The following is a 26,212-nucleotide window of genomic DNA, read 5'->3' as shown; positions in this document are numbered from 1 at the left end:
CTCGGGTGGGCCTTTCTGCATTTCCGGAGCGACTCAATTTCAGGACTTTTTGGCGGGAGTTTCCTGAGCCGAGCATTTCTCAGGACCGGGCATTCCCGGACAAGCATTCCCGGGGCGAGCGGGTCCGGGCTGTGCGGTTCGGGGCTGTGCGGTTCCGGGCTGTGTGGTTTCGGGGCTTTTTTGTGTGCGGGGCCTGGGGAGTGAGGGCCGCCAGCGGCGAAGCCGGGGACATGCCGGTGCTTCTGTGGGAGGTGCTGGCGTATCCGAAGAATGTCTTTGAAGATTTTGATCGGCCGCTGCAGAAGATTTTGATCGGCCGCTGCAGTGGAATGCGGTGCACGCCCCCGTGGCGGCACAGGATTCGACTACAGCGGCCCGGGCCGGCGTGCGGAAGTGCCGGCGACAGATCTGATGCGCCGGGGTGCGGCCTGGTTCTCGACGGCGGATAACGAGCGGATAACGACGCGTCGAGATTGTGGTGAGCGCGACGGTGTGTGCAGCGGGGGTCGGCTCGGTATGCTGGGTCCGGGCCGTGACTGGCGCGTTCGGATGGGCTGACCATCGGGGAGCGGCTCCGTCGAGACGACGACATGCCGTGCGCCTGGGCCTCTTCGCTACGTGATAGGGAGGTCCCATGTCTGCAGAGTTGAACGCCGAGTCCACCGCTTTCCGTTCCGCGCTCGAGGTGGTCCGGACGGTCGACCCGCGGATCGCTGACGCGATCGCGAAGGAACTGACCGATCAGCGCGAGTCGCTGAAGCTGATCGCGAGTGAGAACTACGCCTCCCCGGCCGTGCTCCTCGCGATGGGCAACTGGCTTTCCGACAAGTACGCGGAGGGCACTGTCGGCCGTCGTTTCTACGCCGGCTGCCAGAACGTCGACACCGTCGAGTCCATCGCCGCCGAGCACGCCAAACAGCTCTTCGGTGCGCCGTACGCGTATGTTCAGCCGCACTCCGGCATCGACGCGAACCTGGTCGCCTACTGGGCGATCCTGGCCGACCGTGTCGAGGTGCCGTTCCTGAAGAAGTTCGAGAAGCGGCAGATCAACGACCTGACCGACGCCGAGTGGGCCGAGCTGCGGCAGGCGTTCGGCAACCAGCGGCTGCTCGGCATGTCCCTGGACGCCGGCGGTCACCTCACCCACGGCTTCCGCCCGAACATCTCCGGCAAGATGTTCGACCAGCGCTCCTACGGCGTCGACCAGGCCACCGGCCAGATCGACTACAAGGCGCTGCTCGAGTCGGCGAAGGAGTTCAAGCCCGCGGTCATCGTCGGTGGCTACTCGGCGTACCCGCGCAAGGTGAACTTCGCGAAGATGCGCGAGATCGCGGACGAGGTCGGCGCCACGTTCATGGTCGACATGGCGCACTTCGCCGGGCTGGTCGCCGGTGGCGTGTTCACCGGGGACTACAACCCGATCCCGCACGCGCACATCGTCACCACCACCACCCACAAGAGCCTGCGCGGCCCGCGTGGTGGCGCCGTGCTCTGCCAGCCGGAGCTGGCGCCGCAGGTGGACCGCGGTTGCCCGATGGTCCTCGGTGGCCCGCTGCCGCACGTGATGGCCGCCAAGGCGATCGCGTTCGCCGAGGCCCGCCGGCCGGAGTTCGCCACCTACGCCCAGCAGATCGTCACCAACAGCCAGGCGCTGGCCGAGGGGCTGCTCAAGCGGGGTGTGCAGCTGGTCTCCGGCGGCACCGACAACCACCTGGTGCTGCTCGACGTGCACCCGTTCGGCATCACCGGCCGCCAGGCCGAGCAGGCGCTGCTGGACAGCGGCATCGTGACGAACCGCAACGCGATCCCGAACGACCCGAACGGCGCCTGGTACACCTCCGGCATCCGTGTCGGCACCCCGGCGCTGACCAGCCGTGGCCTGGGCGTCGCCGAGATGGACCAGATCGCCGACCTGATCCACACGGTCCTCACCGCGACCACTCCGGCCGAGGGCTCGAAGGCCAAGTTCAACCTGGACCCGGCCCTGTCCGACCGGATCAGCAAGCAGGCCACCGAGCTGCTCGCCCCGTTCCCGCTCTACCCCACGGTCGACCTGGGTTAAGAGCCTTCGCGATACCGAAACGAACCCGCCGGGGCCGGATGGCTCACGGCGGGTTCGTGTTTTCCGGGGTTTCTCAGAGCAGTTCAAGGACCAGAAACCGCAGCAGCCCGTACGGGTACTTCTGCTCCGATCCACCCCCGGCGAGCACGACCACCCAGCTGTCCGGCTGCGGGCCCTCCGCCCAGGGCCGCGTCGACTCGGTCACCCAGGCCAGCGATCCACCGTCCGCGGTGGTGGCCATGGTGAGCAGGTGAGCCGGCGTGACGGGGAGCCGCCGGGACGCCGGTGGTGTGGTGAACCGGTCCGGGGTGAGCAGGGTGAGGATGCCGCCGATGGGTTTGGTGCCGTAGACGTCGAGGAGCCACTGGTAGTCCGCGGGCAGCGCCGGGTCGGGTTGCCGCGGCGCTGCGCGGTTGGCGGGTGGCGGGGCCAGGGCGGTGAGCCGGCCGGTGAGGTCGGCGCCCCAGGCGAAGTGGGCGCTGACGACCAGGGGCAGGTCGGTGTCCTGCTGGACGTCGGCGATCGCGACCGTCCAGTGCCCGGCCCGGAACAGGTACGGGTCGTGGTGCCAGCCGTCCAGCGGGTCGACGTCGAGTGCTCCGGCCGATGGGAGGCCGAGTTCCCCCGCGATGCTCGCGGCGAACGCCTCGGACTCCTGGTAGATCAGGTCGGCGGCGGTGGGGTTCGGTACCCCGTAGTCCTTGATGTGGACGACGACCTCGGCGGGGCGGGTGTAGGCGACCAGGTCCCCGGAGCGGAACAGCCGGTGGCGTCCGTTGGGCTCGGCGGTCCAGCCCGCGGCGGTGAGCAGGCCGGCGAGTTGTTTCTCGTCGGCGGGGTCGAGCAGCTGTGCCAGACGGTGGGCGAGGTCGGTGAGACGCTCGCTGATCGATGTCATCCGTGGATCATGGCGCACCCGGACAAGGGGTTCGCCGTCAGTCGCACATAGAGACCGATGGTTAGCTATACGTGCGTGTAGTACGCTACACACGTGAGTAGCGAGAGTGACCTGACCGCGCGGGCCCGGATCCGGGACGCCGCGATCGCCCTCTTCACCGAGCGGGGCATCGCCGGCGCCACGATCCGGGACATCGCCCAGGCCGCCGGGGTCTCCTCGGGGCTGCTGCGGCACCACTTCGGGTCGAAGGAGGGGCTCCGCGACGCCTGTGACGAGTGGGCGATGGGCCAGATCGCGCAGATGCAGATGCGGTTCACCGAGACCCAGGCGATCGGCGCGCTGTCTCCGGAGACGCTGGTCTTCCAGCAATACCTGGTGCGGTCCCTGATGGACGGGTCGACCCGGGGCTCGGCGATGTTCGGGCAGGCGGTGTCGCACGGCGAGCGCTGGGTGGTCGCCTCCGGCCTGTCGACCGAGGATCCGCAGGCGTTCGCCGCCGTCCTCGCCGCGATGAAGATGGGCATGTTCCTGATGCGTGACCAGCTCTCCGCCGTGCTCGGCGAGAACGCCATGGAGCCGCACGGCTACCTGCGCATGATCCGGGCGTCTCTGGAGATCTTCTCGCAGCCGCTGCTCACGCCAGATCAGGCCGACCGGGCGTACAAGGAGCTCGATCGGTTGGTGGTACCACTGACCGGAGAGAAGGGGACATGGCAGATGCCATCGATGCCGAAGGACTGATCAAACGGTTCGGGGCGGTCACCGCCCTGGACGGGCTGGACCTGACGGTCCGGACCGGCGAGGTGCACGGCTTCCTCGGGCCGAACGGGGCCGGCAAGACCACCACCATCCGGGTGCTGCTGGGGCTGATGCGCGCCGACGGCGGCTCGGCCCGGCTGCTAGACGGCGATCCGTGGGCGGACGCGACGGCGCTGCACCGTCGGTTGGCGTACGTGCCGGGGGATGTGACGTTCTGGCCCAACCTCACCGGTGGTGAGGTGATCGACCTGCTCGGGCGGCTGCGTGGCGGTCTGGACACCGCCCGGCGGAAGCGGCTGATCGAGCGGTTCGAACTCGATCCGCGTAAGAAGGGCCGGGCCTACTCGAAGGGCAACCGGCAGAAGGTGGCGCTCATCGCGGCGCTGGCCTCCGACGTGGAGCTGCTGATCCTGGACGAGCCGACCTCCGGGCTGGACCCGCTGATGGAGGAGGTCTTCCGGGAGACGATCCTGGAGGAGAAGCGGCGCGGTGACCGGACGGTCCTGCTGTCCAGCCACATCCTGTCCGAGGTCGAGGCGCTCTGTGACCGGCTGACCATCATCCGGGCCGGGCGGACCGTGGAGACCGGCACCCTGGACGACCTGCGGCACCTGACCCGGACCACGATCCGGGCCGAGCTGACCGGGCCGGTGAACGGGCTGGCCGGGATCGCCGGGGTGCACGACCTGACCACCGCTGACGGCCGGGTGTCCTTCGACGTGGACGCCGACGCCCTGGAACCGGCGCTGAAGTCGCTCGTCGCGGCCGGGGTGCGCAGCCTGGTCAGCCAGCCGCCGTCGCTGGAGGAGCTGTTCCTGCGGCACTACACCGGGGAGCCGGTGCGATGACCGGCACGGGACAACTGCTCCGGCTGGTGCTGCGGCGGGACCGGGGGGTCATGCCGCTCTGGGTGTTCGGGATCGGCATCCTGCCGCTGGTCTACCTGCAGGGCTTCGACACCCTTTTCACCACGGCACCGGAGCGGATCGCGTACGCCCGGGTCAGTGCCGCCAACACCGGATTCGTCGCGCTGTACGGGCCGCTGCACGGCGACAGCGTCGGTGAGCTGGTGGTCTGGCGGGGCGGGTTCGTGCCGGTCATGATCGCGCTGGCGGCGTTGCTGACGGTGCTGCGGCACACCCGTGCCGACGAGGAGGCCGGGCGCACCGAGCTGATCCGGGCCGGGGTGACCGGACGGTTCGCGCCGTTGGCCGCCGCGGTGCTGGCGACCGTGCTGGGGTGCACCGTGATGGGGGTGATCGTGGCGGTCACCCTGATCGGGCAGGGGCTGCCGGCGGCCGGTGCGGTGGCGCTGGGGGCGGTCTTCGCCGGCAGTGGCTGGGTCTTCGCCGGGGTCGGTGCGGTCGCGGCGCAGATCAGTGACAGTGCCCGCGGTGGCCGTACGATCGCAGTCCTGGTCTTGGGGGTGTCGTATGTCCTGCGGTTGGGCGGGGACATCTCGGCGATGGGTGACGGCCGGCTGGACTGGTTGTCCTGGTTGTCGCCGCTGGGCTGGGTGCAGCGGGTCTTCCCGTTCGGGGCCGACGACTGGTGGCCGCTGGCGCTGACGGTCGTGGTGGCCGCGGCCGCCGTGGGTGGTGGGGCGTTCCTGCTGACCCGCCGGGACATCGGTGGGGGCCTGCTGGCCGGGCGTCTCGGGCCGGCCACCGCCTCGGCGGCGCTCGGTTCCCCGCTCGGGCTGGCCTGGCGGCTGCACCGGGGGCTGCTGTTCGGCTGGACCGCCGGGTTCGCCGCGCTCGGCCTGATCTTCGGTGGGGTCGGCAGCAGCGTGGTCCAGCTGGCCGAGGACTCGCCGGGGGTGTCGGAGATGTTCACCCGGATCGGCGGGACCGAGGCGATCTCCGGGGCCTACTTCACCACCGCCGCGCAGCTGAGCGGGCTGATCATCGCCTGTTACGCGGTGCAGGCCGCGCTGCGGATCCGGGACGAGGAGCAGAACGGGCACGCGGAGGCGCTGCTCGGCACCGATGTCAGCCGCTGGGCGTGGGGCTTCGGCCACCTGGTGTTCGCCCTGATCGGGCCGGCTGTCGCGCTGTTCGCCGAGGGACTGCTCGCCGGGCTGACGTTCGGCGACCTGGGCCAGGTGCTGGAGACCACGATGGCCCAGGTGCCGGCGGTCTGGGTGCTGGCCGGGGTGACGGTGCTGCTGATCGGGGCGGTGCCGAAACTGTCGGCGGCGGCCTGGGCGGTGACCGCCACAGCATTGCTGATCATGCTGGTCGGGCCGTTGCTGCGGGTCGACCAGTGGGTGCTGGACCTGTCCCCGTTCACCCACGTGTCGCACGGGCTGACGGTGGCGCCGATGTTGAGCCTGACGCTGATCGCGGCCGTCCTCGGCGGCGCCGGACTGTTCGCCCTGCGCCGCCGGGACGTCCCGGTGTAGAACTCGTCAGTGGCTGCCGGGGCGCTTGGGCAGGACCAGTTCCTCGTGGTCCAGCTCCCGGTTCAGGACGCGCAGGTTGTCGTCGCTGAGCCGGCCGGCGTCCCGCCAGCGCAGCAGCTCCTCGCGCTCGGCGTCGATGACGGCCTGGCGGACCATCAGCGCGGCCTCGTACTGCGGGGACTGCGGGACCTCCTGGGACTCGACCTGCTCGAGCAGGTCGAGCCGGCGCCGGTACCGGTCCAGGCGGACCTGGAGCTGCTTGCGCATCTGCTCGATCGCCTCGTCCTCGACGTTGTCGTGCTGCTCCTCCTGGATGTCGTCGAGCCGGTTGAGGGCGGCCTGCACGGCTGCCGACCGGGCCTCGTTGCGCAGCCGGGCCTTGTCCTTCTGGTCGGCGCGCAGGCCCAGCCAGCGGACCAGCGGCGCGAAGGTGAGGCCCTGGCCGACCAGGGTGACCAGCACGACGATCATCGCGCAGAAGACCAGCAGCTCCCGGTTCGGGAAGTCGTGCGGCAGCGCGAAGATGGCGGCGAGCGTGATCACGCCGCGGGTGCCGGCCCAGCTCAGGGCGGTCACCTCCCGGCCGTTGATCGGCTCCTCCTTCTTCACGCCCTCCGGACAGTCCATGTCGTCGTCCTGCTGCCCGCCCAGGCGCAGGTGCAGCTGGCGGGGCAGGAGCTGGGTGACGACCAGCCAGAGCGGGCGGATCAGCAGCACCGCGCCCAGCGTGATCGACAGGGCGACGGCGATCGTGCTCCATGAGTAGTCGTTGAGGGCGCCCAGGATCGACTTGACCTGCTGGCCGATCAGCAGGAAGACGACACCCTCTAGCAGGAAGTCGATCAGCCGCCAGACGGCGCTGGTCTGCAGGCGGCTCGCGCCGGTGGTGTACCGCGGGGTGTCGTGCCCGATCATCAGACCGGCGACGACGACCGCGAGGACACCGGAGAGGTGCCAGTGCTCGGCGACCAGGAAGGCGGCGAGCGGGGTGATGATCGACAGGGCGTTGGCGCTGAGCGGGTCGGACCGCAGCGGGCGCAGGAACCGCACGATGTAGGCGACCGCGACACCGATCAGCACACCACCGGCGGCCGAGATGACGAACTGGCCGATCGCCGACGGCATCGAGAAGTTGCCGTCCTGCTGCGCGGCGATCGCCACGGTCAGCAGGGTCAGTGCGGTCGCGTCGTTGAGCAGGCCCTCGCCCTGGATCAGGGTGATCAGCTTGCCGGGCAGACCGGCCTTACGGCCGACGGCCAGGGCGGCCACCGGGTCCGGCGGGGCGACCGCCGCGCCCAGGGCGACACCGGCGGCGAGGGTGGCGCCGGCCACCCAGTACGAGAAGCCGACACCGATCAGCAGGGCGGTGATCAGGACCAGCACCACGGAGAGACTGATCACCGTGCGCATGTTGCGTCTGATGTCGAGCAGCGAGGAATCCAGCGCCGCGTTGTACAGCAGGGGCGGCAGGATGAAGTACAGGATGATGTGCTCGTCCAGCACGATGTTGTGGCCCGGCAGGTACGAGTAGGCGATGCCCACGACTGTCAGCAGCACCGCGGCGGGGAGGCCGGTTTTCTCCGTGACCCAGTGGACGATAATGAGCACACCCACCGCGCCCAGGGCGAATAACAGGATCTCCTCGTAGCTCATACCGATCATTCTTGCGGCTGCTCCAAGCCTAGTTGGTCGCGGGTTGTGGTCAGATCCTCGCGATTCTGCTCGATCACCGGGGTCGCTGCCCTGACGATCCGCGCAACGGCCGGATCATCGGTGGTCTTGAGCACGATCCCGGCGAGCTTCGCGGCCCGCTCGTAGTTGGTGATCTGGGTGTTCACGAAGAGGCTGTCGAACTCGGTCGGCGAGGCCGCCCGGTACTGCTCGGCGAGCTGCAACTGCTCCGAGTTCGGCTGGTCCGGCAGGTTTACGTCCAGGTCCTCGGAAACGGCTCGGACCTGGGAATCCAGCTTCTTGTGGTAGCTCGCGAACCGCTTGCCGAGCTTGCGTACCGCCGGGTTCTCCGCCTTGCGGGCGGCGAGCTTGCCGGCCTTGATCTGGGCCAGGTTGCCCTGGTGCGCGGCGATCAGGAACTCCGCTTCCGGACTGGCCGGACGGGCCGCCGACACGGGTGTTGCCGGAATCATCGACAGGAGTGCGAAACCCAACGTAAAAATCGTGTGACGCAAAGACATAATCGCAGCATAAGTGGGGCAACTCGGACCTTTTACGCGCCGCGCCCGGCCGTCGGGTGACGGCCGGGCGCGGTGTCGCCGAGGATCAGTAGCGGTAGTGCTCGGGCTTGTACGGGCCCTCGACGTCCACACCCAGGTACTCGGCCTGCTTCTTGGTGAGGGTGGTCAGGCGGACACCCAGGGCGTCGAGGTGCAGGCGGGCCACCTTCTCGTCCAGGTGCTTCGGCAGGACGTAGACCTGCTTGTCGTACTCACCCGGCTTGGTCCACAGCTCGATCTGCGCCATCACCTGGTTGGTGAAGGAGTTCGACATCACGAAGCTGGGGTGCCCGGTGGCGTTGCCCAGGTTCATCAGGCGGCCCTCGGAGAGCACGATCACCGAGTGGCCGTCCGGGAAGCGCCACTCGTGGACCTGCGGCTTGATCTCGACCTTCTCGATGCCGGCGACCTTGGCCAGGCCGGCCATGTCGATCTCGTCGTCGAAGTGGCCGACGTTGCCGACGATCGCGTTGTGCTTCATCGACGCCAGATGCTCGGCGGTGATGATGTCGGTGCCGCCGGTGGTGGTGATGAAGATGTCCGCCTCGGCGACGACGTCCTCGATCCGGACGACCTGCATGCCGTCCATCGCGGCCTGCAGCGCGCAGATCGGGTCGACCTCGGTGACGACGACACGGGCGCCCTGGCCACGCAGCGTCTCCGCGGAGCCCTTGCCGACGTCGCCGTAACCGCAGACCACGGCCAGCTTGCCGCCGAGCATCACGTCGGTCGCCCGGTTCAGGCCGTCGACCAGCGAGTGGCGGATGCCGTACTTGTTGTCGAACTTGCTCTTGGTGACCGCGTCGTTGACGTTGATCGCCGGGAAGAGCAGCGTGCCCTCCTTGGCCAGCTTGTAGAGCCGGGCCACACCGGTGGTGGTCTCCTCGGTCACGCCCTTGATCTCGGCCGCGATCTTGGTGAACCGGTCCTTGCTGGTCGTCAGGCTGGCCCGCAGGGTGTCCAGGATGATCGAGTACTCGTGGCTGTCGGCCTCGGTGGTCTGCGGGACCGCGCCGGCCGCCTCGAACTCGACACCCTTGTGCACGAGCAGGGTGGCGTCACCGCCGTCGTCGAGGATCATGTTCGGGCCCTGGCCGTCACTGAACTCGAACAGCCGCATGGTGGCCCACCAGTACTCCTCCAGCGTCTCGCCCTTCCAGGCGAAGACCGGGACACCGGTGGGGGCGTCGACGGTGCCGGTGGGGCCGACGACGACCGCGGCGGCCGCCTCGTCCTGGGTGGAGAAGATGTTGCAGGACACCCAGCGGACCTCGGCGCCCAGCTCGATCAGGGTCTCGATCAGGACGGCGGTCTGCACGGTCATGTGCAGCGAGCCGGCGATCCGCGCGCCACGCAGCGGCTTGCTCTCGCCGAACTCCTTGCGCAGCGACATCAGGCCGGGCATCTCGTGCTCGGCGAGACGGAGCTGGTGGCGGCCGGCCTCGGCGAGCGAGAGGTCGGCGACCGCGAAGTCGACACCGTTGACGGATCGAAGTTTGTCGCTCATGAAAAGAGGGCTCCTCCCTCACAGGAGGCGCCCTTGAGTCATCGTGAGCCCGGCCGAGCGTGGCGGACGTCTGTGCCCAATCAAAGACAGCAGGGTCCGTTGCAGCGCCTCTCGGCGGACCGGTCAACTTTAGCCCGTGCCTGGCAAGATCACATCCGTCTCACTGTTCCGTCGGTGTCCGTAATCACGTACGTACCGTCACCAAGCGGTGTCAGATCGTACTCATCAATGGTGGAAATAGGCATTTCGCCGGTAACCGACCCGGCCCGGGTGTCGACCGTGAAGTGCTTCCACCACGTCTCCTCGGTCTCCTCGTGCTCGCCGCTGACCACCACGATCGCGGTCTCAGCAGTGAGGAAGCCACCTGTCCACTCGACCGCGGCCGTGCCGAACTCCCAGTCGCCGAACGCGGACAGCGGGATCCGCGCCGTCTCGGCGAAATAGGTCACATCGTGGAACGCGACGTCGTCCTGCTCGTGGTCCACGGTCATGATCTGCCGCTGATCCGGTGAGACGTCGACCGGCACCCGGTTCACCCAGACGTCGATCCGGGTCAGCTCGGTGCCCGGCCCGGCCGCGAAGCAGAAGGTGCCGTCCTGACCCTCGCCGACCTCCAGCAGCATCCGCCCGTCACCCAGGCAGAGATGCGAACCGCCGTGGCCGGCGGTGGGCAGCGCGTGCCGGGCGACCTCGGCGCCGGTGGCCCCGTCCAGCACGATCCAGTGGTCCTCGCCACCGCGGCCGCCGTTGACGTCCGGGGAGTACAGCCAGACGTGCCCGTCGTCGTCGGCGAAGGCCACGTCGGTGCGGGCGTCCCCGGCGCCGTCACCCGGGCCCAGCTCGAAGCGCCACACCTCGGCGCCGGCGGTGTCGACGCAGGTCACCGACTCCTCGCCGGCCCAGGCCATCCGGTCCCGGGCCCGCGCCACGCTGTACGCGTGCGTCTGCGGGGTCCGCGCCAGCGGAAACGTGTGCACGAGGGTCAACTCGGCGTCGTACACGTCGACGCCGTGCTCCTCGAATCGGGAGATCACGCGATGGGGCGACAAAATATCAAGAACCTTCCATGAGACCTCGGAAAACCATCATTCTGTACGACGTGAGGCAGCCGTACCGGATCCGGGAGATCGCTGAACGGGCCGGGGTCAGTGCGGCGACCGTGGACCGCGTGCTGCATCGCCGCGGCGGAGTGCGGGAGGGCACCGCCCGCGCGGTACGGCAGGCCATCGCCGAACTGGAGCGGCCGGAACCAGCGTCGGCACCGGCCCGCCCGATCGTGATCGACGTGGTGTTGCAGACGTCACCCGGGTTCGGCGCCGCGGTCCGGGACGCGCTGGAGGCCGAGATCGCGGAGTTCGCGCCGATGGCCGTCCACGCCCGCCCGCACCTGACCGACGACGCGGCGCGGGCCCTGGACGAGGTCGGCCGGACCCCTACCCAGGGGCTGATCGTGCTGGCCCCGCCCACTCCCGAGGTGTCCGGGGCGATGGCCCGGCTGGCGGCCCCGGTGGTCACCCTCAACCACGACCTGCCGGCCGGTAACCGGATCGCGCACGTCGGCGTGAACGGCTTCGACTGCGGGGCGACCGCGGCGTACCTGGTCGAGCGGTTCCTGGCGAACCGGGCCGGCGACGTGCTGGTGATCAACGGCAACGGGGAGCGGGAGGCCGGTTTCCGCTCGGTGGTGCAGGCCCGCCGGGTGGTCTCCGCCTCGCTGCCCTCGGGTTCACCGCGCTCCGGTTCGCTGCACACGATCCTCGCCGGTCATCCCTCGATCCGGGCCGTCTACGCGGCCGGGCGGGGCGGGAGCGCCGAGGTGCCGGCCGCCTTCGCCGCGCTGCACCGCAACTACGACGTCTTCGTCGCGCACGGGCTGGACCGGGAGAACGCGGCGCTGCTGCGGGAGCACCGGATCGCCGCTCTGCTGCATCAGGATCTGCGGGCGGACGTACGGCACGCGTGCCGGGCGATCCTGCGGGCGCGCGGGGTGCTGACCGGCCCGATCCGATCGAGGCCGTCCACGGTGCGGGTGGTCACACCCTTCAACATGGCAGATTGTCCCGTTGGTGACTAACTTCCCGACTGTCCGGAACCGATGGAACGGTACCGAACAGTTAGGGAAGGTTGCTGATGAGCTGGCTCCGGAACCGCAAGGTCTCCACCAAAGTGCTGATGGTCGCCGGGGTGGCCGTCGCCGGGACGGTGCTGACCGGTGCGATCGGCGTGGTCGGCATCCAGCAGCTGCAGACCGTGCGGAACACCGAGATCGCCCAGGTGCTGCCGTACGGCACCAACCTGAACAGCGCCGCGCTCAATGCCAAGGCGGCGGCCAACGACGAGCGCGGCTTCCTGCTCGAGGGGGACGCCAAGTTCAGCCAGGAGGCGCTCGGCCGCAAGACGAAGGTCGACGCGTCGCTCGCCGCCGCCCGGAACCTCGCCGACTCCGGCGAGTCGGCGGCCCGCATCGACGCCATCCAGGACGCCACCGACGCCTGGTTCGACGCGCTGCAGTCGGAGTTCGCGCTCTACCGGACCAAACCCCAGGCGTCGATCGACCTGGCCCTGAACCAGAACCGGGAACTGCGCAAGACGTACGAGGGCCTGATCGGTGCGGAGATCGAGTACGCCGACGCCGCGCTCCTGCACGGGCGGGAGTTCGACGCGAAGGTCACCCGCACCACCGTCACGGTCGCTGTGGTGCTGGCGCTGTCCCTGCTGCTGGCGATCACCGGCGCCGTCGTCGTGTCCCGGCTGATCGTGCGGCCGTTGCGCCGGGTCGGCGGGGTCTTGGACCAGGTGGCCGCGGGTGACCTCTCCGGCGACCCGTCGGTGGGCCAGCACGACGAGGTCGGGCAGATGGCCGCGTCCCTGAGCCGGGCCATCGGCACGCTCCGGGAGACCGTCACCGACCTGGACCGCAACTCGCGGCAGCTGGCCGACGAGTCCGAGACCCTCGCCCGGACCAGCCGGAACAGCGCGTCCGGCGCGGACCAGGGCGCCCGGCAGGCGGCGACGGTGGCCGACTCGGCCGCGATCATGTCGTCGAACATTCAGACGGTGGCGGCCGGCGCCGAGGAGATGGGCGCGTCGATCCGGGAGATCAGCGAGAGCGCCACCCAGGCGGCCTACGTCGCGTCCCGGGCGGTCGACGTCACCGCCGGCACCAGCACCGTGATGGCCAAGCTGAACGAGTCGTCGGCCGAGATCGGTGACGTCATCAAGACGATCACCTCGATCGCCGAACAGACCAACCTGCTCGCCCTGAACGCCACCATCGAGGCGGCCCGCGCCGGTGAGCTGGGCAAGGGCTTCGCCGTGGTGGCCAGCGAGGTCAAGGACCTGGCCCAGGAGACCGCCAAAGCCACCGAGGACATCTCCCGGCGGGTCGAGACGATCCAGTCCGACACGGCCGGGGCGGTCGCGGCGATCAGTGAGATCAGCGAGATCATCGGGCGGATCAACGACTTCCAGACCACGATCGCGTCCGCGGTCGAGGAGCAGACGGTCACCACGAACGAGATGAGCCGCAACGTCAGTGAGGCCGCCGAGGCCGGCACCCGGGTCGCGGACACCATCAACGCGGTCGCCGCGTCGGTGCGGCAGACCACCGCCGGAGTGGCCGAGACCGATCGGGCCGCCACCGACCTGGCCGGGATGTCCACCGACCTGCGCCGGATCGTGGACCGCTTCAGGCTGTGAGCCGGTGGCGACCACAGAGTGTCGCCACGGGGTACCCGTACGAGCGGTTGGTTTTCGGGTGTACCGCACAGGTAGCCTGGGCGGCGCTGCAGGACTGCCAGAGATGGGACGTACGTTGAGCCGAACACTGTTGGTCACCGGTGGTGCCGGATTTGTCGGTAGCTCCTTGATCAGGTCGCTGCTGAACGACTTCCCCGACGCCACCGTGATCTCGCTGGACAACTACTTCACCGGCACCCCGGAGAACCACGTCAACGATCCGCGGGTCAGCTACGTCGACGGCTCGACCGCCGACATCGCCAAGATCTGGGCCGACCGGGGCTTCCCGGCGCCCGAGATGGTCTTCCACCTGGGTGAGTACTCGCGGATTCCGCAGTCGTTCGAGGACCACGACCTGACCTGGGACTTCAACCTCCTGGGCACCAAGGAGGTCGTCAAGTTCACGGCCGGCCACGGGGCGAAACTGATCTACGCCGGGTCCAGCTCCAAGTTCGGCAACGACGGTGAGGACGAGAACCTCAATCCGTACGCGTGGACCAAGGCCAAGAACATCGAGTACATCAAGAACTACTCGAACTGGTTCGGGCTGGACTACGCGATCACCTACTTCTACAACGTGTACGGGCCGGGCCAGATCAGCCAGGGCAAGTACGCCACCGTGATCGGCATCTTCGAGCGGCAGTACCTGAACGGCGAGCCGCTGACCGTGGTCTCCCCGGGCACCCAGACGCGGGACTTCACCCACATCGACGACATCGTCCGTGGCCTGGTCCTGGTCGCCCGCAGCGGCACCGGCGACGGCTACCTGCTCGGCACCGGCTCGGAGTGGCCGATGGCCGAGGTGGCGGGCATGTTCGGCACCGGGTTCACGCTGATCCCGGAGCGCCGGGGCGAGCGGGTCCGCGGCCAGGCCGACATCACCAAGGCGAGCAGCCTCGGCTGGAGCCCGCAGAACCGGCTGGACGAGTACATCGCCGGTTTTGTGGCCGCCAACCCCCGCTGAGGCAGGGTTTTCGCCACATCCGCAAACTCGAGGCATGATCCGCCGTCAGCGGGGCATTCGGGCCCTCATGCGGAACGGGATCAGCATCGTCGTCGTCTCGGGCCACGCCTCACTCGTGCGTGGCCTGCAACAGTCTCTGCCCGAAGCGACGGGCGGCCGGGTCACCGTGACCGGGGCGGATGGCGGCGCGGAGTTGAACTCGCCCGATGTGGTCCTGGTCGACCTGGAGGCGCCCACCGGTCTGCCGGCCGTCTCCGCGGCCCGCGCGGCCGCCCCGCACGCCCGGATCCTCGCCATCGGCGGCGACGACCCGAACACCACGATCGAGGCGCTGCGGGCCGGCGCCTCCGCGGTGCTGCCCCGCGGTGAGGACGCGACCGCGCCCCTGCTCGCCGCCCTGGAGGGCTGGGCGGTCGTGCCGGTCGCGCTGCTCTCCTCGCTGGTGGAGCGGGCCGGGCCGCAGGCCGGCAGCCCGGCGACCGCCCACCTCGACGAGCACGATCGCCGGCTGCTGCGGCTGATCGCCACCGGCTCGTCGACGAGCGACATAGCCGGACTGCTGCACGTGTCGGACCGGACCGTCAAACGGCTGACCGCGGCGCTGCTCCGGAAACTGCACGTCTCCAGTCGTACCGAAGCAGCCGCCCTGGCCGGAAGTGCCGGCATCGTCTAGTCGCGCTGCGACGCGGAGACCGCGGACAGTGGCGTGGCGACGTCCTCCAGGGACTTTCCCTCGGCGTCGATGCCGATGAAGGCCTCGACGAGACCACCGATCGCCATCACACCCGCACCGATCAGGAAACCCAGGAACAGCCGGCCCGGATCCTCGCCCTCGCCGATGAGGGCGCCGTAGAAGACCGGGCCGATCGCGCCGAAGCACTGGGCGATCGCGAAGAACACCGCGATCGCCTGGGCGCGGATCTCCAGCGGGAAGATCTCACTGACCGTCAGGTACGCCGAACTGGCGCCCGCCGACGCGAAGAAGAAGATGACGCTCCACGCGATCGTCTGGGTGATCGCGTTCAGCGCGCCCGCGTTGAAGAGGACCGCGGTGATCGCCAGCAGAACACCGCTGATCAGGTACGTTCCTGAGATCATCTTGCGGCGCCCGATGGTGTCGAAGAGCCGCCCGATGGTCAGCGGCCCGATCAGGTTCCCGGCCGCGAACGCCACCATGTAGAGCGGCGCCGCCTTCTCGTCCACGCCGTAGAACGTGGTCAGCACCAGCGTGTAGGTGAAGAAGATCGCGTTGTAGAGGAACGACTGCGTGATCATCAGGGTGGCGCCGAGCGTCGACCGGGCCGGGTACACCCGGAACAGCACCCGCAGCAGCGACAGGTAACCGTGCGCCTTCGTCGGCCGGATGTCGATCGCCTTCGACTCGTCCAGCGGCGCGAGGGTCTGCCCGGACGCCTCGACGGCCCGTTCGATCCGGGCGATGTTCTCCTCGGCCTCGTCCTCCCGGCCGTGCATGACCAGCCAGCGCGGACTCTCCGGCAGGTGCCGGCGCAGACCCCAGATCGCCAGGCCGATGATCGGGCCGAGCAGGAAGCCGATCCGCCACGCCCAGTCCAGTTCCACGTTGTTGAGCAGGATGTACGTGCCCAGGGTGCCGATGATGGCACCGCCCCAGTAGGTGCCGTTGACCCCGATGTCGACCCGGCCGCGATATTTCGCCGGCATCATCTCGTCGATCGCGGAGTTGATCGCGGCGTATTCGCCACCGATACCGGCTCCGGCGATGAACCGGGTGAGATACAGGAAGACCAGTGCTGCCACACCGTTGCCCCAGGTCAGGGCGGTGAGCGCGTTACCGGTCAGGTAGACGGCCAGCGTGACGATGAACAGGTTGCGCCGGCCGAGCGCGTCCGAGAGCCGACCGAAGAACAGCGCCCCGAAGACCTGGCCGAGCAGGTAGACCGTCGCGATCAGGCCAACCTGGGCACTGCTGAGGGCGAGGGTCTCCTGTTCGGACAGAACCGGGCCGAGCGAACTGGCCACGGTGATCTCCAGGCCGTCCAGGACCCACGCGGTGCCCAGGGCCATGACGATCCGGGTGTGGAACGGAGACCAGCTCAGCCGGTCGATGCGGGCGGGAATCAGACTGCGGATGGTCCCCGTGGAATCGAGATCATGCGCCATGGACGCACCTCCCTTGCCGTGATGTCGCTCACGGGCTTACCCCAGCAATCTCCCAGTCATCCCTCAGCATTCAAGGTCATCGTCCGATCGGACACGTCGTTACGGTGCCGTCCATTCGGAGGATCCGCTGCGGTCGATCCGCATTTACGATCTTGCGCATGCGCATCCTGCGATCCGTTTTCGCGGCGTCGGTCCTGATCGGAGCGACCGCTGCGGTGGTCGGCACCGCCGCCGGCCCGGCATCCGCCGACACCTTCACCGATCTCTCCATCGGGTCGTTCGGGGACATCGTCGTCGACCCGGTGCGCAAGCGGGTCTTCATCAGCGATCCGAAAGCCGGAGCGGTCGTGGCGACCGACTACCGGGGCAAGCAGGTCGGCCGGATCAGCGGTCTGGCCGGGGTCCGGAGGCTGGCGATCTCCGCCGACTCCAGCCGGGTCTACGCCGCGCTGTACGGCGAACACGAGATCGTCTCCATCGCCACCGGGCCGGTCACCGTCGCCGACCGGCACCCGGTCGGCGCGGACCGCTGGCCGACCTCGGTCGCGCCGGTCGGCGACAAGATCTGGTTCAGTTTCGCCGACGCGACCCACGACTCGGCCAACGGCAACCTGGCCGCCCTCGACCCGGCGACCGACGTGATCACCGAACGCGACGAATCGGCGGACGGCATCCACCTCGACAGGTTGCCGGACATCTATGCCAACCCGGCGAATCCCGGGCTGCTGGGAGTGACGGGCCTCCTGAACAACACCCCGCTGGCGGTCTTCGACGTCTCCTCCGGAGTGCCGGAGCTGAAGGCCCGCGGGTCGAACTTCGTCAGCGGCGAAGACGGGGCGATGACCGCTGACGGGACACAGTTCCTCACCGCCGGGCGCTACCCGGTGCGGCTCGCCGTTCCCGGTGACACGGCCGTGCCCCTCCTGGACTCCTCCTCCGCCGATTACAACGCCGTGGACACCGCCGCCGACGGCCGGTACACGATCGGCGTGGGCGACCGGGTGTGGATCTACCCGGCCCGGGCGGGCGCCGGGTGGGCGGGGTACGAACAGCTCTTCGAACTGGGCGACTGGGCGCTCGCCGCCCGGGGTCTCGCCTGGCAGCCCGGTGGTACCCACATCTTCGCGGTGGCCGGTGAGGAGATGCGGCTGGGCGGCACCCCCTCCCGGTTCCGGTTCTTCACCCTGAACGACCCGGACAGCGAGATCCCGGACCGGGTCGTGCGCGTCAACTACAGCGGAGGATCGGGGGACACCGCCCGGCGCGGGGAGCCCGTCACGATCAACCCCTTCTTCGCCGCGAACGAAGGCTACGTCCCCACCGGCTCGGACATCACCGTCACCCGGTTCGACACGGCATCCCCCAAGGGCAGGTCGCTGGGGATCTGGAAGACCGACAGCCGCGGTCAAATCTCCGTCACCGACATCCCGCCGGTCGGTGGGGACGTCAGGTACCGGTTCGACTTCGCCAGATACGGGCGGTGGATGGCGGCCACCGGCGAATACACGGTGCATGTGCCCCGGAACGAGACCCAACTCGAACTGCCGGAGGAGTACGACTTCACGGAGTACGCCTACGGGACGACCATTGACGTCGTGGCGACTCTCGGTCCGACGTACCAGAACCGGATCGTCGAACTCTGGGCCGACCCCTACGGCAGCGATCAGCCGGCCCGCCTGCTGAAGAAGGGCGCCGTCGACGGCAAGGGTCGGATCAGCGCGAAGCTGCGGCTGACCCGCACCACGGTGGTCTCCGCCCGCTTCGCCGGAGACACCTGGTCCACCCCGGTCACGTTCACCTCCACGCTGCCGACGAAGGTCGCGGCGAGCACCAAACTCAGCCGGCACCACAAGACCGCGAAGATCGGCAAGACCACCTATCGGTACTTCCGGAAGTCGAAGAACCCGCTGATCACCCAGACCATGACGGCGAATCCCGGCCGGAAGGTCCGCACCACGATCCAGGTGTGGTCGGGCGGGGAATGGAAGCTGTGGTCGGCCCGGTACACCAAACTCAGCAGCGCCGGAAAGGCGTCCTTCACGTTCGTCACCGGAGCCAAGGTCGGCAAGAAGTTCCGGGTACGGGCCGAGTACGTGCCCGGCAAGTCGGGCGACAGTCGCAACACCGACACGGCCGGCTCGTGGAGCTACTTCACCTATACGAAATGACGGTTGTACAGGGCTGACGACCTGCAGGATGGCAGTTGCCCGTCGCCTGTTCGCGGCCTCCCCCAGCACGGGGGAGGCCGTCTACCTTGGTGGCAGGGGGTGGCCAGAATGGCAGAGAAGTCCTATGCGGACACATTCGATCCAGCGACCGCACAATGGCTGCGGGCCGACGGATCCGGCATGGAACACGTGGAGATCTGCCGGCTCGCCGACGGCGGCGCCGCGATGCGAAACTCCAGCGACCCGGGCACGGTCCTCTTCTTCACCCGGGCCGAATGGGAAGCCTTCACCGGAGGCGTCGGCGACGGCGAGTTCGACCTCTGATCCACACCTTTCGCTTCGCCACCCGGGTTCCACCGAGGCGGGTCAGGCGGGGTCGAGGGCCAGGGCGTCGAAGATGAAGTTGGGGCTGAGGAAGGTCTCGCCGCTGCTGCCGCTCACCACGGAGATGGACAAGGTGTTGGTGCCGGTCTTCAACGCGCTCGCCGGGATCGAATACGTGTAGGTGGTGTTGATGCCGCGCCACGTGCCTCGGGTGACGTTGCGGGAGTTCAGGTTCACCGGGGTGGGCGACGCCGACGCCGGTGACGTGTAACCGCCGATCGCGACGGCGGGGCGGCCGCCGGCGAAGGTCGAGGTGGTGGCGATGCGCAGCTTGACGCCGTTCGCCGGGACCGAGGACAGGGCGAAGTTCAGGGCCGCGGGGGAGTTGACCGATTTGAACGCGGCCATCGGGAACTTCGCGGCGCCGTCCGCGACGCTGTAGCCGGCCGCTTTCCACGCCGACATCCGGGAGTCCGACGGGTGCATCGTCTCGATCCGGTCGGCGTTCAGGAAGCCGGCCGGGGTGCCGTCGAACGTGCCGAGCTGGAAGAGCGTACCGGCGGCGGGAACACTTCCGGTCATCGCCAGGGTGCCCGTCGAACCGGCGGTCACAGTGATCGATCTGGTGGCGCCGACCGCCAGCTCACCGGTGTACAGCGTCGCGGTGTACGTGCCCGGCTTGACGTGGCCGATCACGAACTGACCGCTCTTGACCTGGCCCCAGTACTGCCCGTTCGGGCCGGCCAGCGCGACGGTCGCCTTGAGCCCGTTCCAGGTGCCGGAGGCGGTGCCGCTGACCCCGCCGCGCTGCGCGTTCGACAGCATCCCGGGGATGAACTGGGCCAGGAAGTCCATGCTGCGGGCGGTCGGAGCGGAACCGTCGGTGAGCGAGAGGGCGTACGGCCCGTGCAGGCCCAGCCGCAGCGCCTCGGTCTGCTGGTGGCCGCTGAACATGTAGTGCGTGATGTTGACGGCGGCGCCGGTGTCGTTGACCTCGATGTCCCGGAAGAACGGGCCGCCCGAGGTCATGTCGGTGTACGCCGGGAGGATGAACGCGCCGTGCCCGGTGCCGCTCGCACCGAACGGCTGCTGCGTGATCAGCCGCTGTGAGCTGTAGAACTTCGACGCGGTACGCCCCGCCGAGTTGGCGAAGACGTCCGAGCCCTCGACCGTGGTGGTGAACCCGCCGGTCTTCGCTGCGGCCGGTGACGTGGTCAGCAGCGACGGCTTGAGCCGGGCGATGAACCGGGCCTCACCCGGGTTCAGCGCCTTGCTGACATTGGTCGCCAGGTAGACCGTGTTGTCGTTCTTCCGGGCGAAGTAGTACTGCGTCACCCCGGTCGACGCGCTCGCCACGCTCACCAGGATCGAACTGCCGTTGTTGAAGGTCTTGCTGGTCACCGTCGCCGACGAGAAGCCGGACTCGAACTGGCCGGCGGCGAAACCGGGCGCGGTCATCTCGGTGCCGTTGTGCTTCAGCGACGTCATGTTGCCGTTGTCGCCGTTGATCGTGAACGCCAGGCCGGTGCCGGTGTCGAAGCTGATGTTCGCGGCGGCGTTCGCCCAGGGCTGGCCGATCCCCAGCAGACCGGCCCCGGCCAGGACCGCCGTCGAGGCGAGGCCGGCTGCCAGGGCTTTACGGCTTTTGCGTGACATGTGACCACCTAGGAGAGCTGTTACGGACACCCCTAGGTGGTCTGCACCACCGAAAAGGTTGCCTGCCGGGCCCGTGCGACCTCGGCCGCCTCCTCCTGGAGGCGTGCGGTCGGCAGCGTGGTGAACGGGGTGACCGTCAGATCGACCTGCTTCTTCTTCAGCGCGGCCCGCCAGATCCCGGCGATCTCGCCGTCCAGCAGCACCACACCCGGGTTGCCGAGGATCTTCCAGACCATCTTCTGGTACGCCTTCTGCGGCACCAGCAGATCCCGGTCACGAGCCTGGAGCAGCGGATCCATCGCCGGGAGCAGGCGCACCCCGCGCGGTTCCGGCGCGGCGACCAGGAGATCCGCCGCGTCCCCGGGGAGCCACGCGCGGCGGCCGTCCACACGCACCTCGACGAGATCCCCCGGCCAGACTTTCTTGATCACCGAGGCCGTGGTCCCCAGGTACTTCGCCACCTCGGCCGGGCCCGCCGGGCCGAGAAATCGCAGATAGGTCGCGATCAGCCGGTCGATCCCCGCGTTACCGGCCGGGATCGGCGGCGGGTCCGGAATCGGGCCGAGCGACGACTCCCGCCCCCGGGCCAGCACCTCGACCCCACCGGCCAGGCCGGCCTGTTGCCAGACGTTGCCGGCGACATGGCGGGCGCCGCAGGCCGCGCAGTCATACGTCAACTCCACCGGAACTCGGCTGCTGACCGCGGTGCTGGCCGCGCCTTTCGGAATCGGCCCGGTCACCACGGACCGGAATGCCTCCGCGGTCGCCGTGAACGCCCGTGTCCCCAGGGCCGGGGCGGCCGGGATCTGGCCGCTCTTCAACCGGGCCGCGGCGTCCTCGTCACCGGTCGGCCACAGCTGCGCGACCAGGTCGGGAAGATCGCCGCGGCGGTGCAGATGCGGGGCACCGCGAGCGGCCCAGACGGTGATCAGCCGGTCGTCGGCCAGGTCGGCGGTGGTGCGGGCGGCCAGCGCGACGCGGGTGGAATCCGGCGCATACTCCTGCAGCCCCAGGTCGAGCAGGGGAAGGTCGGCGGGGCGGGTGTCACGTCGCTCGGACAGGCCCTGCGCGGCCATGCGGAAGGCCATCACCCGCTCACGATTCACCTCGATCATGTGCACCTCGCGATCAGCCGGTCACCGCTCTCCAGGTCACCGCTCTCTCGGTCACCGCCGACCGTACCGGCGGGCTGCGACATTTTTCCGGCGATCGTCGTGCGGACCGGGCCGGCCCTCGACGAACTCCCAGGTGTCCAGGTGCACCGGCCCGTACGGTCCGGCCTGCTGGACGATCACCGGATCGGCGGCCGGCCGGTAACCGCAGCGGCGCGCCACCGACGTACTCGCCGAATTGCCCCGGTCGATCCGCAGCAGCAGCCGGCGCAACCGCAACGAGTCCACCGAGAACGTCGTGAGCAGCGACAATGCGGCCGACGCGAGCCCGCGGCGGCGAAAGGGCAGGCCGACCAGATAGCCCAGTTCCGCCTCGTGCGCGTCGGCCCGCACATCGAACAACAGCACCTCACCGAGTGGTTTGCCACCGTCGGCGGTGATCGCGAGCTGGATCCGGCTGCCGTTCACCCGGCCCTGCAGGGCCCGCCGCAGATAGGCCAGCCCCGCCTCCACGTCGAACGGCGACGGCCGCAGCGTCCAGCGGGCGATGTCCGGCTCGTCCAGCAGCGCGACCAGGTCGTCGAGATCCTCCCAGCGCCACTCCCGCAGGACGACGCCATCCCCCGTCAACCGCAACGGGTAGGGGAGAGGGCTGACGGTCACTACTGAATCGTGCCGGAATATGCACTCTTAGTGCTAGTGGCGATCGGTCAGATCACTGATACCGCTCTTGGACCCCGTTATGCCTTGCGCGCGGTCACCTCCAGGCCGGCCGCGCGCAGGCGGGTGACCAGGGCGTCGCCGATCGCCGTCGCCGGGGTCAGGACGCCGCCCCCGGAATCCGGCAGGAGGTCGCGGTCCAGCGCCAGAGCCAGGGCGGACTCGCTGAGCATGACCGTGGTGGCGGCGTACCCGGGATCGCCCTGGGCTTTGACCCTCGCGCGATAGCGCGCCCCCGTCGTGGTGACACCGAAGATGTCCACAGTGAAGTGACCGTTGCGCCGGGTCCTCTCGTCCGGGCCGGTGCCGGGCGCGGGCAGCAGCCGGTCCAGCACGAACCGGACCGGCGGCACCGCGAAGCCGAGCACCAGGCCGCTGAGCACCGCCTTGGTCACCCGGGCGATCACCGGCGCGGCGGGGGAGGTGCCGACGCTCAGCACCTCGCGATACCGGAAATCGCGGCCGTACGCCCATCCGCGCAGCGCGTTGCTCCGACGCACCACACGGGTGTTGTACGACGCCATCACGAACGGCGCGAGGTGCCCGCGCAGACTCGGGTCCACTTCGGAACCGGCCAGGGTGAGCATGTCCGGCTGGCGCCCGAGGTCGGGTTCGGACTCCCGGTCCGGGCTCAGCGAGTACGGGCTCGCCGCGATCCGTCGTAGCCCCCGGTCGTTCTTCATCACGTCGATCTGGTGCCGCATCGAGTCGATGGTGCCGCCGCTGATGCCACCGCGCATGCTGGTCACGACCAGGGTGGTGTCGGTCAGCTCACCGGCGCCGTCGGCACGCACCAGCTCGTGCAGGACGTGCACACCGATGTCGGAGGGGATCGAGTCGAAGCCGCAGGAGTGCACGATCCGCGCGCCGGTACGCCTGGCGATCTCGTGGTTCTCGTCGATGCTGTCCCGGGCGAACAACACCTCGCCGGTCAGGTCCACGTAGTCGGTACCCGTCTCGGCACACGCGCGGGCCAGCGGTTTGCCGAACTTCGCGTACGGACCGACAGTGGTCAGCACCACGCGGGTGCGGCCGGCCATCGTGGTCAGCGCCGGGACGTCGTGCGCGTCGGCGACCACGATGGGCAGGTCCAGGCCGAGTCGTTCCAGTCGCTCCGCGGACCGGCCGGCGATCGCGATCCGGGCGCCCTGCGGGGCATTCGCCGCGAGATGCCTCGCGACCAGCGCGCCGACGAAACCCGAAGCGCCGTAGACGATCACGTCGAACTCGCGCTGTTGATCGCTCATGGCTGCCGATTGTGCACCCTCCGTGGAGGGTTGGATACCCACCGCGGCGCGCCGAGATCAGCACGTTATCCACACAAAGGAAGATCCAAACGGCTAATTTGTGACGTACAACTCGATCGTCGCATCTCGGTCATTCGGATGAGGTGCGGCCTGTCAGCGGCTCGCGCGAGCGAGCACCGTGGCCGGTAACGCCGAGTCCTGCCGTCGGCCACGGATCAACGAACCCAAGGCATGGAGCGGGGGACCCAAGAGTTCCTCGGCGCTACGGCGCCTCGGGGTGAAGCCGCATCACGCGGCCGGGCACCTCTGCCCGAACCCGACAGCTGACCTCGCAGGCGTGGAGGACAACGCACATGGTCCAGACAAGTGAACAGTGGAAGCGCGTGATCGGACTGGCGGTCGCCTGCGTCGCCGGAAGCGCCGTGCTCTCCGGGCCCGCCGCCGCCGCGCCGGCCGACGTCAACTGGGACGCCATCGCGCACTGTGAATCCGGGGGCAACTGGCGCATCAACACCGGAAACGGGTACTACGGCGGACTGCAGTTCAGTCACGGCACCTGGCGGGCCTACGGCGGATCGCGGTACGCCAGCACCGCCAACCGGGCCAGCCGCTCCGAGCAGATCCGGATCGCCGAACGGGTGCTGCGCGGACAGGGGATCGGCGCGTGGCCGACCTGCGGACGGCGCAACGCCTACAAGGCCGCGTCCCGCTCCGCCCGCCGGGCCCCGGTCCGGCACACCTCGGGCAGCTATGTCGTACGCCGCGGTGACACCCTGGCCGGCATCGCCGCGCGGTACCACGTGCGGGGCGGCTGGAAAGCGCTCCACCGGGCCAACTCCGGCACCGTGCGCAACCCGAACCGGCTGGTCGTGGGGCAGCGGATCCGGCTCTGAGCGGGAAAGACGAAACCGGCCGTTCCGCGGGTGCGGAACGGCCGGGGAAGTGAGTGGGCCCGGCGCGATTTGAACGCGCGACCTACCGCTTAGGAGGCGGTTGCTCTATCCACTGAGCTACGAGCCCTCGGTCGTATCTTGAGCTGAGGGTACCAGGACGGCTCAGCTCTCGAGGTTCACGTACTCCGGGTGGTCGAGCAGGAATCCGGCGACCTTGTCCTCGCGTACCGACTGGAAGAACTCCTTCGTCGAGGGGTCGAGTTCCTCGCCCAGGTAGCGGCTGCCGGAGAACTTCCCGACGCCGGGCAGCTTCACCGTGATGGTGTCGTCGACGTTGAGGCCCTTCAGTGCGAACGCCCAGTCGAGCACGCTGTACCCGCCGCCGGAGAAGGTCAGCGAGCCGCCGGCCGCCTCCATCACCTTCAGCAGTTTGGCCGGATCGGTCACCACGTCCCGGCTCATCGCCTGCTTGGCCAGCGCCTTGACGAACTGCTGCTGGTGACGCTGCCGGTCATAGTCGCCGTTCGGCAGGCCGTAGCGCTGCCGCACGTAGTCCAGGGCCTCCCACGCCTCCAGGTGGTAGGTGCCCATCGGGTAGACCTTCTGCACCCCGATGTACGGGTGGTCGCAGGTGTTGTCGGCGCAGCGGGACAGCCGGTCACGAGGGGTTCCGTCCGGTTTCAGGTGCTCGGACTTCACCTCCTGATCGATCGTCATGGTGACGCCGTCCATCGCCTCGACGATCTTCTTGAAGCCGCCGAAGTTGACGATCGCCCCGGCGTCGAACTCCTTGATGCCGGTGTACGCGCTGACCGTCCTGGTCAGCAGCTGGAAGCCCTGGGGCGCGCTGAACTTGCCGTCGCCGAGATGGCTGCCGAGCGACATCGAGCCGTTGATCTTCCCGGTGCCGCCGCGGTAACCGGCCTTGTCGAACGCCGGGATGTCGACGTACAGGTCGCGGGGGATGGAGAACAGGTAGACGGTGCTCATGTCGGCCGGCACGTGCGCCAGGATGATCGAGTCGGAGAGCGGCGGTGACTTGTCGTCGCGGGGATCGATCCCGACCAGCAGCAGGTTCAGCGGGCCCTTGATGGTGTCCCCTTCGTCGCCCTGCTTCTCCCGGGGACGGGCCGCCGCGGCCGGGCGGGCCTCGAAGATGCTGTCGTCGGTCACCGCGTCGGTGTACTTCGCGACCACGGACTGCGCGGTCACGTAACTGCCGCCACTGATGATGATCAGGACAGAACCGACGATCACACTCAACCGCGCCCAGAGCGGTGCACGCCGCTTGACCTCTACGGGCTCTTCCGCGGGTTCCTCCGCCTTTTCAGCAGGCTCCTCCGCGGGTTCGTCCGCTTCTTCCGCGGGTTCGTCCGCTTCTTCCGCG

The 26,212-nt window shown here is 69.0% G+C and carries 22 protein-coding genes, 1 tRNA gene and 2 riboswitches; of the genes, 11 read left to right on the top strand and 12 right to left on the bottom strand.

The annotated features are described in order from the left end of the window. Positions 1 to 522: 522 nt before the first annotated feature. Positions 523 to 614, top strand: a riboswitch (ZMP/ZTP riboswitch). Between the two features lie 20 nt (positions 615 to 634). Beyond that, on the top strand, positions 635 to 2,062 hold the full coding sequence (locus Aco03nite_RS23235) for a glycine hydroxymethyltransferase (RefSeq protein ID WP_203797758.1): 1,428 nt from the start codon (positions 635 to 637) through the stop codon (positions 2,060 to 2,062). A 73-nt stretch (positions 2,063 to 2,135) separates the two neighbouring features. On the opposite strand, the gene Aco03nite_RS23230 is transcribed toward Aco03nite_RS23235, so the two are convergent. After that, positions 2,136 to 2,960, bottom strand: coding sequence for a hypothetical protein (locus Aco03nite_RS23230; protein ID WP_203797757.1), 825 nt, complete (start codon positions 2,958 to 2,960; stop codon positions 2,136 to 2,138). Positions 2,961 to 3,053: 93 nt separating this feature from the next. On the opposite strand from Aco03nite_RS23230, the gene Aco03nite_RS23225 reads away from it, so the two are divergent. From Aco03nite_RS23225 to Aco03nite_RS23215, 3 genes are read left to right on the top strand one after another with little or no spacing between them, the layout of a single operon-like run. Continuing rightward, positions 3,054 to 3,701: a TetR/AcrR family transcriptional regulator gene (locus tag Aco03nite_RS23225; protein ID WP_203797756.1), complete on the top strand. Its 648-nt coding sequence runs from the start codon at positions 3,054 to 3,056 to the stop codon at positions 3,699 to 3,701. Then, positions 3,671 to 4,567, top strand: coding sequence for an ABC transporter ATP-binding protein (locus tag Aco03nite_RS23220; protein WP_203797755.1), 897 nt, complete (start codon positions 3,671 to 3,673; stop codon positions 4,565 to 4,567). The genes Aco03nite_RS23225 and Aco03nite_RS23220 overlap by 31 nt, the downstream gene beginning before the upstream one ends. After that, the gene (locus Aco03nite_RS23215) at positions 4,564 to 6,123 is read left to right on the top strand and encodes an ABC transporter permease (protein ID WP_203797753.1); all 1,560 of its coding nucleotides are present in this window, start codon (positions 4,564 to 4,566) and stop codon (positions 6,121 to 6,123) included. Before Aco03nite_RS23220 ends, Aco03nite_RS23215 begins: the two co-directional genes overlap by 4 nt. A gap of 6 nt (positions 6,124 to 6,129) precedes the next feature. On the opposite strand, the gene Aco03nite_RS23210 is transcribed toward Aco03nite_RS23215, so the two are convergent. The 4 genes from Aco03nite_RS23210 to Aco03nite_RS23195 all read right to left on the bottom strand — a co-directional run bounded on the left by Aco03nite_RS23210 (position 6,130) and on the right by Aco03nite_RS23195 (position 10,895). Continuing rightward, positions 6,130 to 7,776, bottom strand: coding sequence for a Na+/H+ antiporter (locus Aco03nite_RS23210; protein ID WP_203797751.1), 1,647 nt, complete (start codon positions 7,774 to 7,776; stop codon positions 6,130 to 6,132). Positions 7,777 to 7,781: 5 nt separating this feature from the next. Beyond that, positions 7,782 to 8,288 carry a DUF4142 domain-containing protein gene (locus Aco03nite_RS23205; protein ID WP_203797749.1) on the bottom strand — a complete coding sequence of 169 codons (507 nt, stop codon included), beginning with the start codon at positions 8,286 to 8,288 and terminating at the stop codon, positions 7,782 to 7,784. A 112-nt stretch (positions 8,289 to 8,400) separates the two neighbouring features. Further along, positions 8,401 to 9,861 (bottom strand): adenosylhomocysteinase, encoded by a 1,461-nt coding sequence (ahcY, locus tag Aco03nite_RS23200; RefSeq protein WP_203797747.1) that lies wholly within the window; start codon positions 9,859 to 9,861, stop codon positions 8,401 to 8,403. A 149-nt stretch (positions 9,862 to 10,010) separates the two neighbouring features. Then, a complete protein-coding gene (locus tag Aco03nite_RS23195; protein ID WP_203797745.1) occupies positions 10,011 to 10,895 on the bottom strand; it encodes a hypothetical protein in 885 nt (294 codons plus the stop codon). A 32-nt stretch (positions 10,896 to 10,927) separates the two neighbouring features. On the opposite strand from Aco03nite_RS23195, the gene Aco03nite_RS23190 reads away from it, so the two are divergent. The 4 genes from Aco03nite_RS23190 to Aco03nite_RS23175 all read left to right on the top strand — a co-directional run bounded on the left by Aco03nite_RS23190 (position 10,928) and on the right by Aco03nite_RS23175 (position 15,236). Further along, a complete protein-coding gene (locus tag Aco03nite_RS23190) occupies positions 10,928 to 11,935 on the top strand; it encodes a LacI family DNA-binding transcriptional regulator (protein ID WP_239145361.1) in 1,008 nt (335 codons plus the stop codon). 56 nt (positions 11,936 to 11,991) lie between these two features. Further along, positions 11,992 to 13,560 (top strand): methyl-accepting chemotaxis protein, encoded by a 1,569-nt coding sequence (locus tag Aco03nite_RS23185; RefSeq protein WP_203797743.1) that lies wholly within the window; start codon positions 11,992 to 11,994, stop codon positions 13,558 to 13,560. A gap of 115 nt (positions 13,561 to 13,675) precedes the next feature. Continuing rightward, on the top strand, positions 13,676 to 14,563 hold the full coding sequence (locus tag Aco03nite_RS23180) for an NAD-dependent epimerase/dehydratase family protein (RefSeq protein WP_239145360.1): 888 nt from the start codon (positions 13,676 to 13,678) through the stop codon (positions 14,561 to 14,563). A gap of 34 nt (positions 14,564 to 14,597) precedes the next feature. Further along, positions 14,598 to 15,236, top strand: coding sequence for a LuxR C-terminal-related transcriptional regulator (locus Aco03nite_RS23175; protein ID WP_239145359.1), 639 nt, complete (start codon positions 14,598 to 14,600; stop codon positions 15,234 to 15,236). Here Aco03nite_RS23175 and Aco03nite_RS23170 read toward each other — a convergent pair. After that, a complete protein-coding gene (locus tag Aco03nite_RS23170) occupies positions 15,233 to 16,705 on the bottom strand; it encodes an MFS transporter (RefSeq protein ID WP_203797739.1) in 1,473 nt (490 codons plus the stop codon). The genes Aco03nite_RS23175 and Aco03nite_RS23170 overlap by 4 nt on opposite strands. A 158-nt stretch (positions 16,706 to 16,863) precedes the next feature. Here Aco03nite_RS23170 and Aco03nite_RS23165 point away from each other — a divergent pair, with 158 nt between their 5' ends. Beyond that, positions 16,864 to 18,873 (top strand): YncE family protein, encoded by a 2,010-nt coding sequence (locus Aco03nite_RS23165; protein WP_203797737.1) that lies wholly within the window; start codon positions 16,864 to 16,866, stop codon positions 18,871 to 18,873. Between the two features lie 108 nt (positions 18,874 to 18,981). Next, positions 18,982 to 19,197 (top strand): DUF397 domain-containing protein, encoded by a 216-nt coding sequence (locus Aco03nite_RS23160; protein ID WP_203797735.1) that lies wholly within the window; start codon positions 18,982 to 18,984, stop codon positions 19,195 to 19,197. A gap of 42 nt (positions 19,198 to 19,239) precedes the next feature. On the opposite strand, the gene Aco03nite_RS23155 is transcribed toward Aco03nite_RS23160, so the two are convergent. The 4 genes from Aco03nite_RS23155 to Aco03nite_RS23140 all read right to left on the bottom strand — a co-directional run bounded on the left by Aco03nite_RS23155 (position 19,240) and on the right by Aco03nite_RS23140 (position 23,932). Beyond that, positions 19,240 to 20,853, bottom strand: coding sequence for a rhamnogalacturonan lyase B N-terminal domain-containing protein (locus tag Aco03nite_RS23155; protein WP_203797733.1), 1,614 nt, complete (start codon positions 20,851 to 20,853; stop codon positions 19,240 to 19,242). A gap of 32 nt (positions 20,854 to 20,885) precedes the next feature. After that, the gene (locus Aco03nite_RS23150; RefSeq protein WP_203797731.1) at positions 20,886 to 21,968 is read right to left on the bottom strand and encodes a DNA glycosylase AlkZ-like family protein; all 1,083 of its coding nucleotides are present in this window, start codon (positions 21,966 to 21,968) and stop codon (positions 20,886 to 20,888) included. A 51-nt stretch (positions 21,969 to 22,019) separates the two neighbouring features. After that, the gene (locus Aco03nite_RS23145; RefSeq protein WP_203797729.1) at positions 22,020 to 22,628 is read right to left on the bottom strand and encodes a GNAT family N-acetyltransferase; all 609 of its coding nucleotides are present in this window, start codon (positions 22,626 to 22,628) and stop codon (positions 22,020 to 22,022) included. A gap of 77 nt (positions 22,629 to 22,705) precedes the next feature. Then, entirely contained in the window at positions 22,706 to 23,932 is a 1,227-nt protein-coding gene (locus Aco03nite_RS23140; protein WP_203797727.1) for a saccharopine dehydrogenase family protein, read from the bottom strand. A 210-nt stretch (positions 23,933 to 24,142) separates the two neighbouring features. After that, positions 24,143 to 24,280: riboswitch (cyclic di-AMP (ydaO/yuaA leader) on the top strand. Positions 24,281 to 24,285: 5 nt separating this feature from the next. Here Aco03nite_RS23140 and Aco03nite_RS23135 point away from each other — a divergent pair. Beyond that, on the top strand, positions 24,286 to 24,825 hold the full coding sequence (locus tag Aco03nite_RS23135; protein WP_203797725.1) for a LysM peptidoglycan-binding domain-containing protein: 540 nt from the start codon (positions 24,286 to 24,288) through the stop codon (positions 24,823 to 24,825). 54 nt (positions 24,826 to 24,879) lie between these two features. On the opposite strand, the gene Aco03nite_RS23130 is transcribed toward Aco03nite_RS23135, so the two are convergent. Both Aco03nite_RS23130 and Aco03nite_RS23125 read right to left on the bottom strand, forming a co-directional pair. Then, a tRNA-Arg gene (locus tag Aco03nite_RS23130) sits at positions 24,880 to 24,952 on the bottom strand. Between the two features lie 35 nt (positions 24,953 to 24,987). Beyond that, the gene (locus Aco03nite_RS23125; protein ID WP_239145358.1) at positions 24,988 to 26,082 is read right to left on the bottom strand and encodes an LCP family protein; all 1,095 of its coding nucleotides are present in this window, start codon (positions 26,080 to 26,082) and stop codon (positions 24,988 to 24,990) included. Between the last annotated feature and the right edge of the window lie 130 nt (positions 26,083 to 26,212).

Origin of the sequence: Actinoplanes couchii, assembly GCF_016862075.1 — a bacterium.
GTDB classification, from domain to species: Bacteria; Actinomycetota; Actinomycetes; order Mycobacteriales; family Micromonosporaceae; genus Actinoplanes; species Actinoplanes couchii.
Note: the sequence above shows the minus strand (reverse complement) of the source record. Positions and strands in the feature narration are given on the sequence as shown.

What these genes read in the sequence shown, in the direction of transcription:
- Aco03nite_RS23220 (WP_203797755.1), top strand. Translation starts at nt 3,671, where the DNA reads ATGGCAGATGCCATCGATGCCGAAGGACTGATCAAACGGTTCGGGGCG.
- Aco03nite_RS23155 (WP_203797733.1), bottom strand. Translation starts at nt 20,853, where the DNA reads ATGTCACGCAAAAGCCGTAAAGCCCTGGCAGCCGGCCTCGCCTCGACG.
- Aco03nite_RS23215 (WP_203797753.1), top strand. Translation starts at nt 4,564, where the DNA reads ATGACCGGCACGGGACAACTGCTCCGGCTGGTGCTGCGGCGGGACCGG.
- ahcY (WP_203797747.1), bottom strand. Translation starts at nt 9,861, where the DNA reads ATGAGCGACAAACTTCGATCCGTCAACGGTGTCGACTTCGCGGTCGCC.
- Aco03nite_RS23175 (WP_239145359.1), top strand. Translation starts at nt 14,598, where the DNA reads ATGATCCGCCGTCAGCGGGGCATTCGGGCCCTCATGCGGAACGGGATC.
- Aco03nite_RS23190 (WP_239145361.1), top strand. Translation starts at nt 10,928, where the DNA reads ATGAGACCTCGGAAAACCATCATTCTGTACGACGTGAGGCAGCCGTAC.
- Aco03nite_RS23165 (WP_203797737.1), top strand. Translation starts at nt 16,864, where the DNA reads ATGCGCATCCTGCGATCCGTTTTCGCGGCGTCGGTCCTGATCGGAGCG.
- Aco03nite_RS23230 (WP_203797757.1), bottom strand. Translation starts at nt 2,960, where the DNA reads ATGACATCGATCAGCGAGCGTCTCACCGACCTCGCCCACCGTCTGGCA.
- Aco03nite_RS23210 (WP_203797751.1), bottom strand. Translation starts at nt 7,776, where the DNA reads ATGAGCTACGAGGAGATCCTGTTATTCGCCCTGGGCGCGGTGGGTGTG.
- Aco03nite_RS23170 (WP_203797739.1), bottom strand. Translation starts at nt 16,705, where the DNA reads ATGGCGCATGATCTCGATTCCACGGGGACCATCCGCAGTCTGATTCCC.
- Aco03nite_RS23185 (WP_203797743.1), top strand. Translation starts at nt 11,992, where the DNA reads ATGAGCTGGCTCCGGAACCGCAAGGTCTCCACCAAAGTGCTGATGGTC.
- Aco03nite_RS23135 (WP_203797725.1), top strand. Translation starts at nt 24,286, where the DNA reads ATGGTCCAGACAAGTGAACAGTGGAAGCGCGTGATCGGACTGGCGGTC.
- Aco03nite_RS23235 (WP_203797758.1), top strand. Translation starts at nt 635, where the DNA reads ATGTCTGCAGAGTTGAACGCCGAGTCCACCGCTTTCCGTTCCGCGCTC.
- Aco03nite_RS23150 (WP_203797731.1), bottom strand. Translation starts at nt 21,968, where the DNA reads ATGATCGAGGTGAATCGTGAGCGGGTGATGGCCTTCCGCATGGCCGCG.
- Aco03nite_RS23160 (WP_203797735.1), top strand. Translation starts at nt 18,982, where the DNA reads ATGGCAGAGAAGTCCTATGCGGACACATTCGATCCAGCGACCGCACAA.
- Aco03nite_RS23140 (WP_203797727.1), bottom strand. Translation starts at nt 23,932, where the DNA reads ATGAGCGATCAACAGCGCGAGTTCGACGTGATCGTCTACGGCGCTTCG.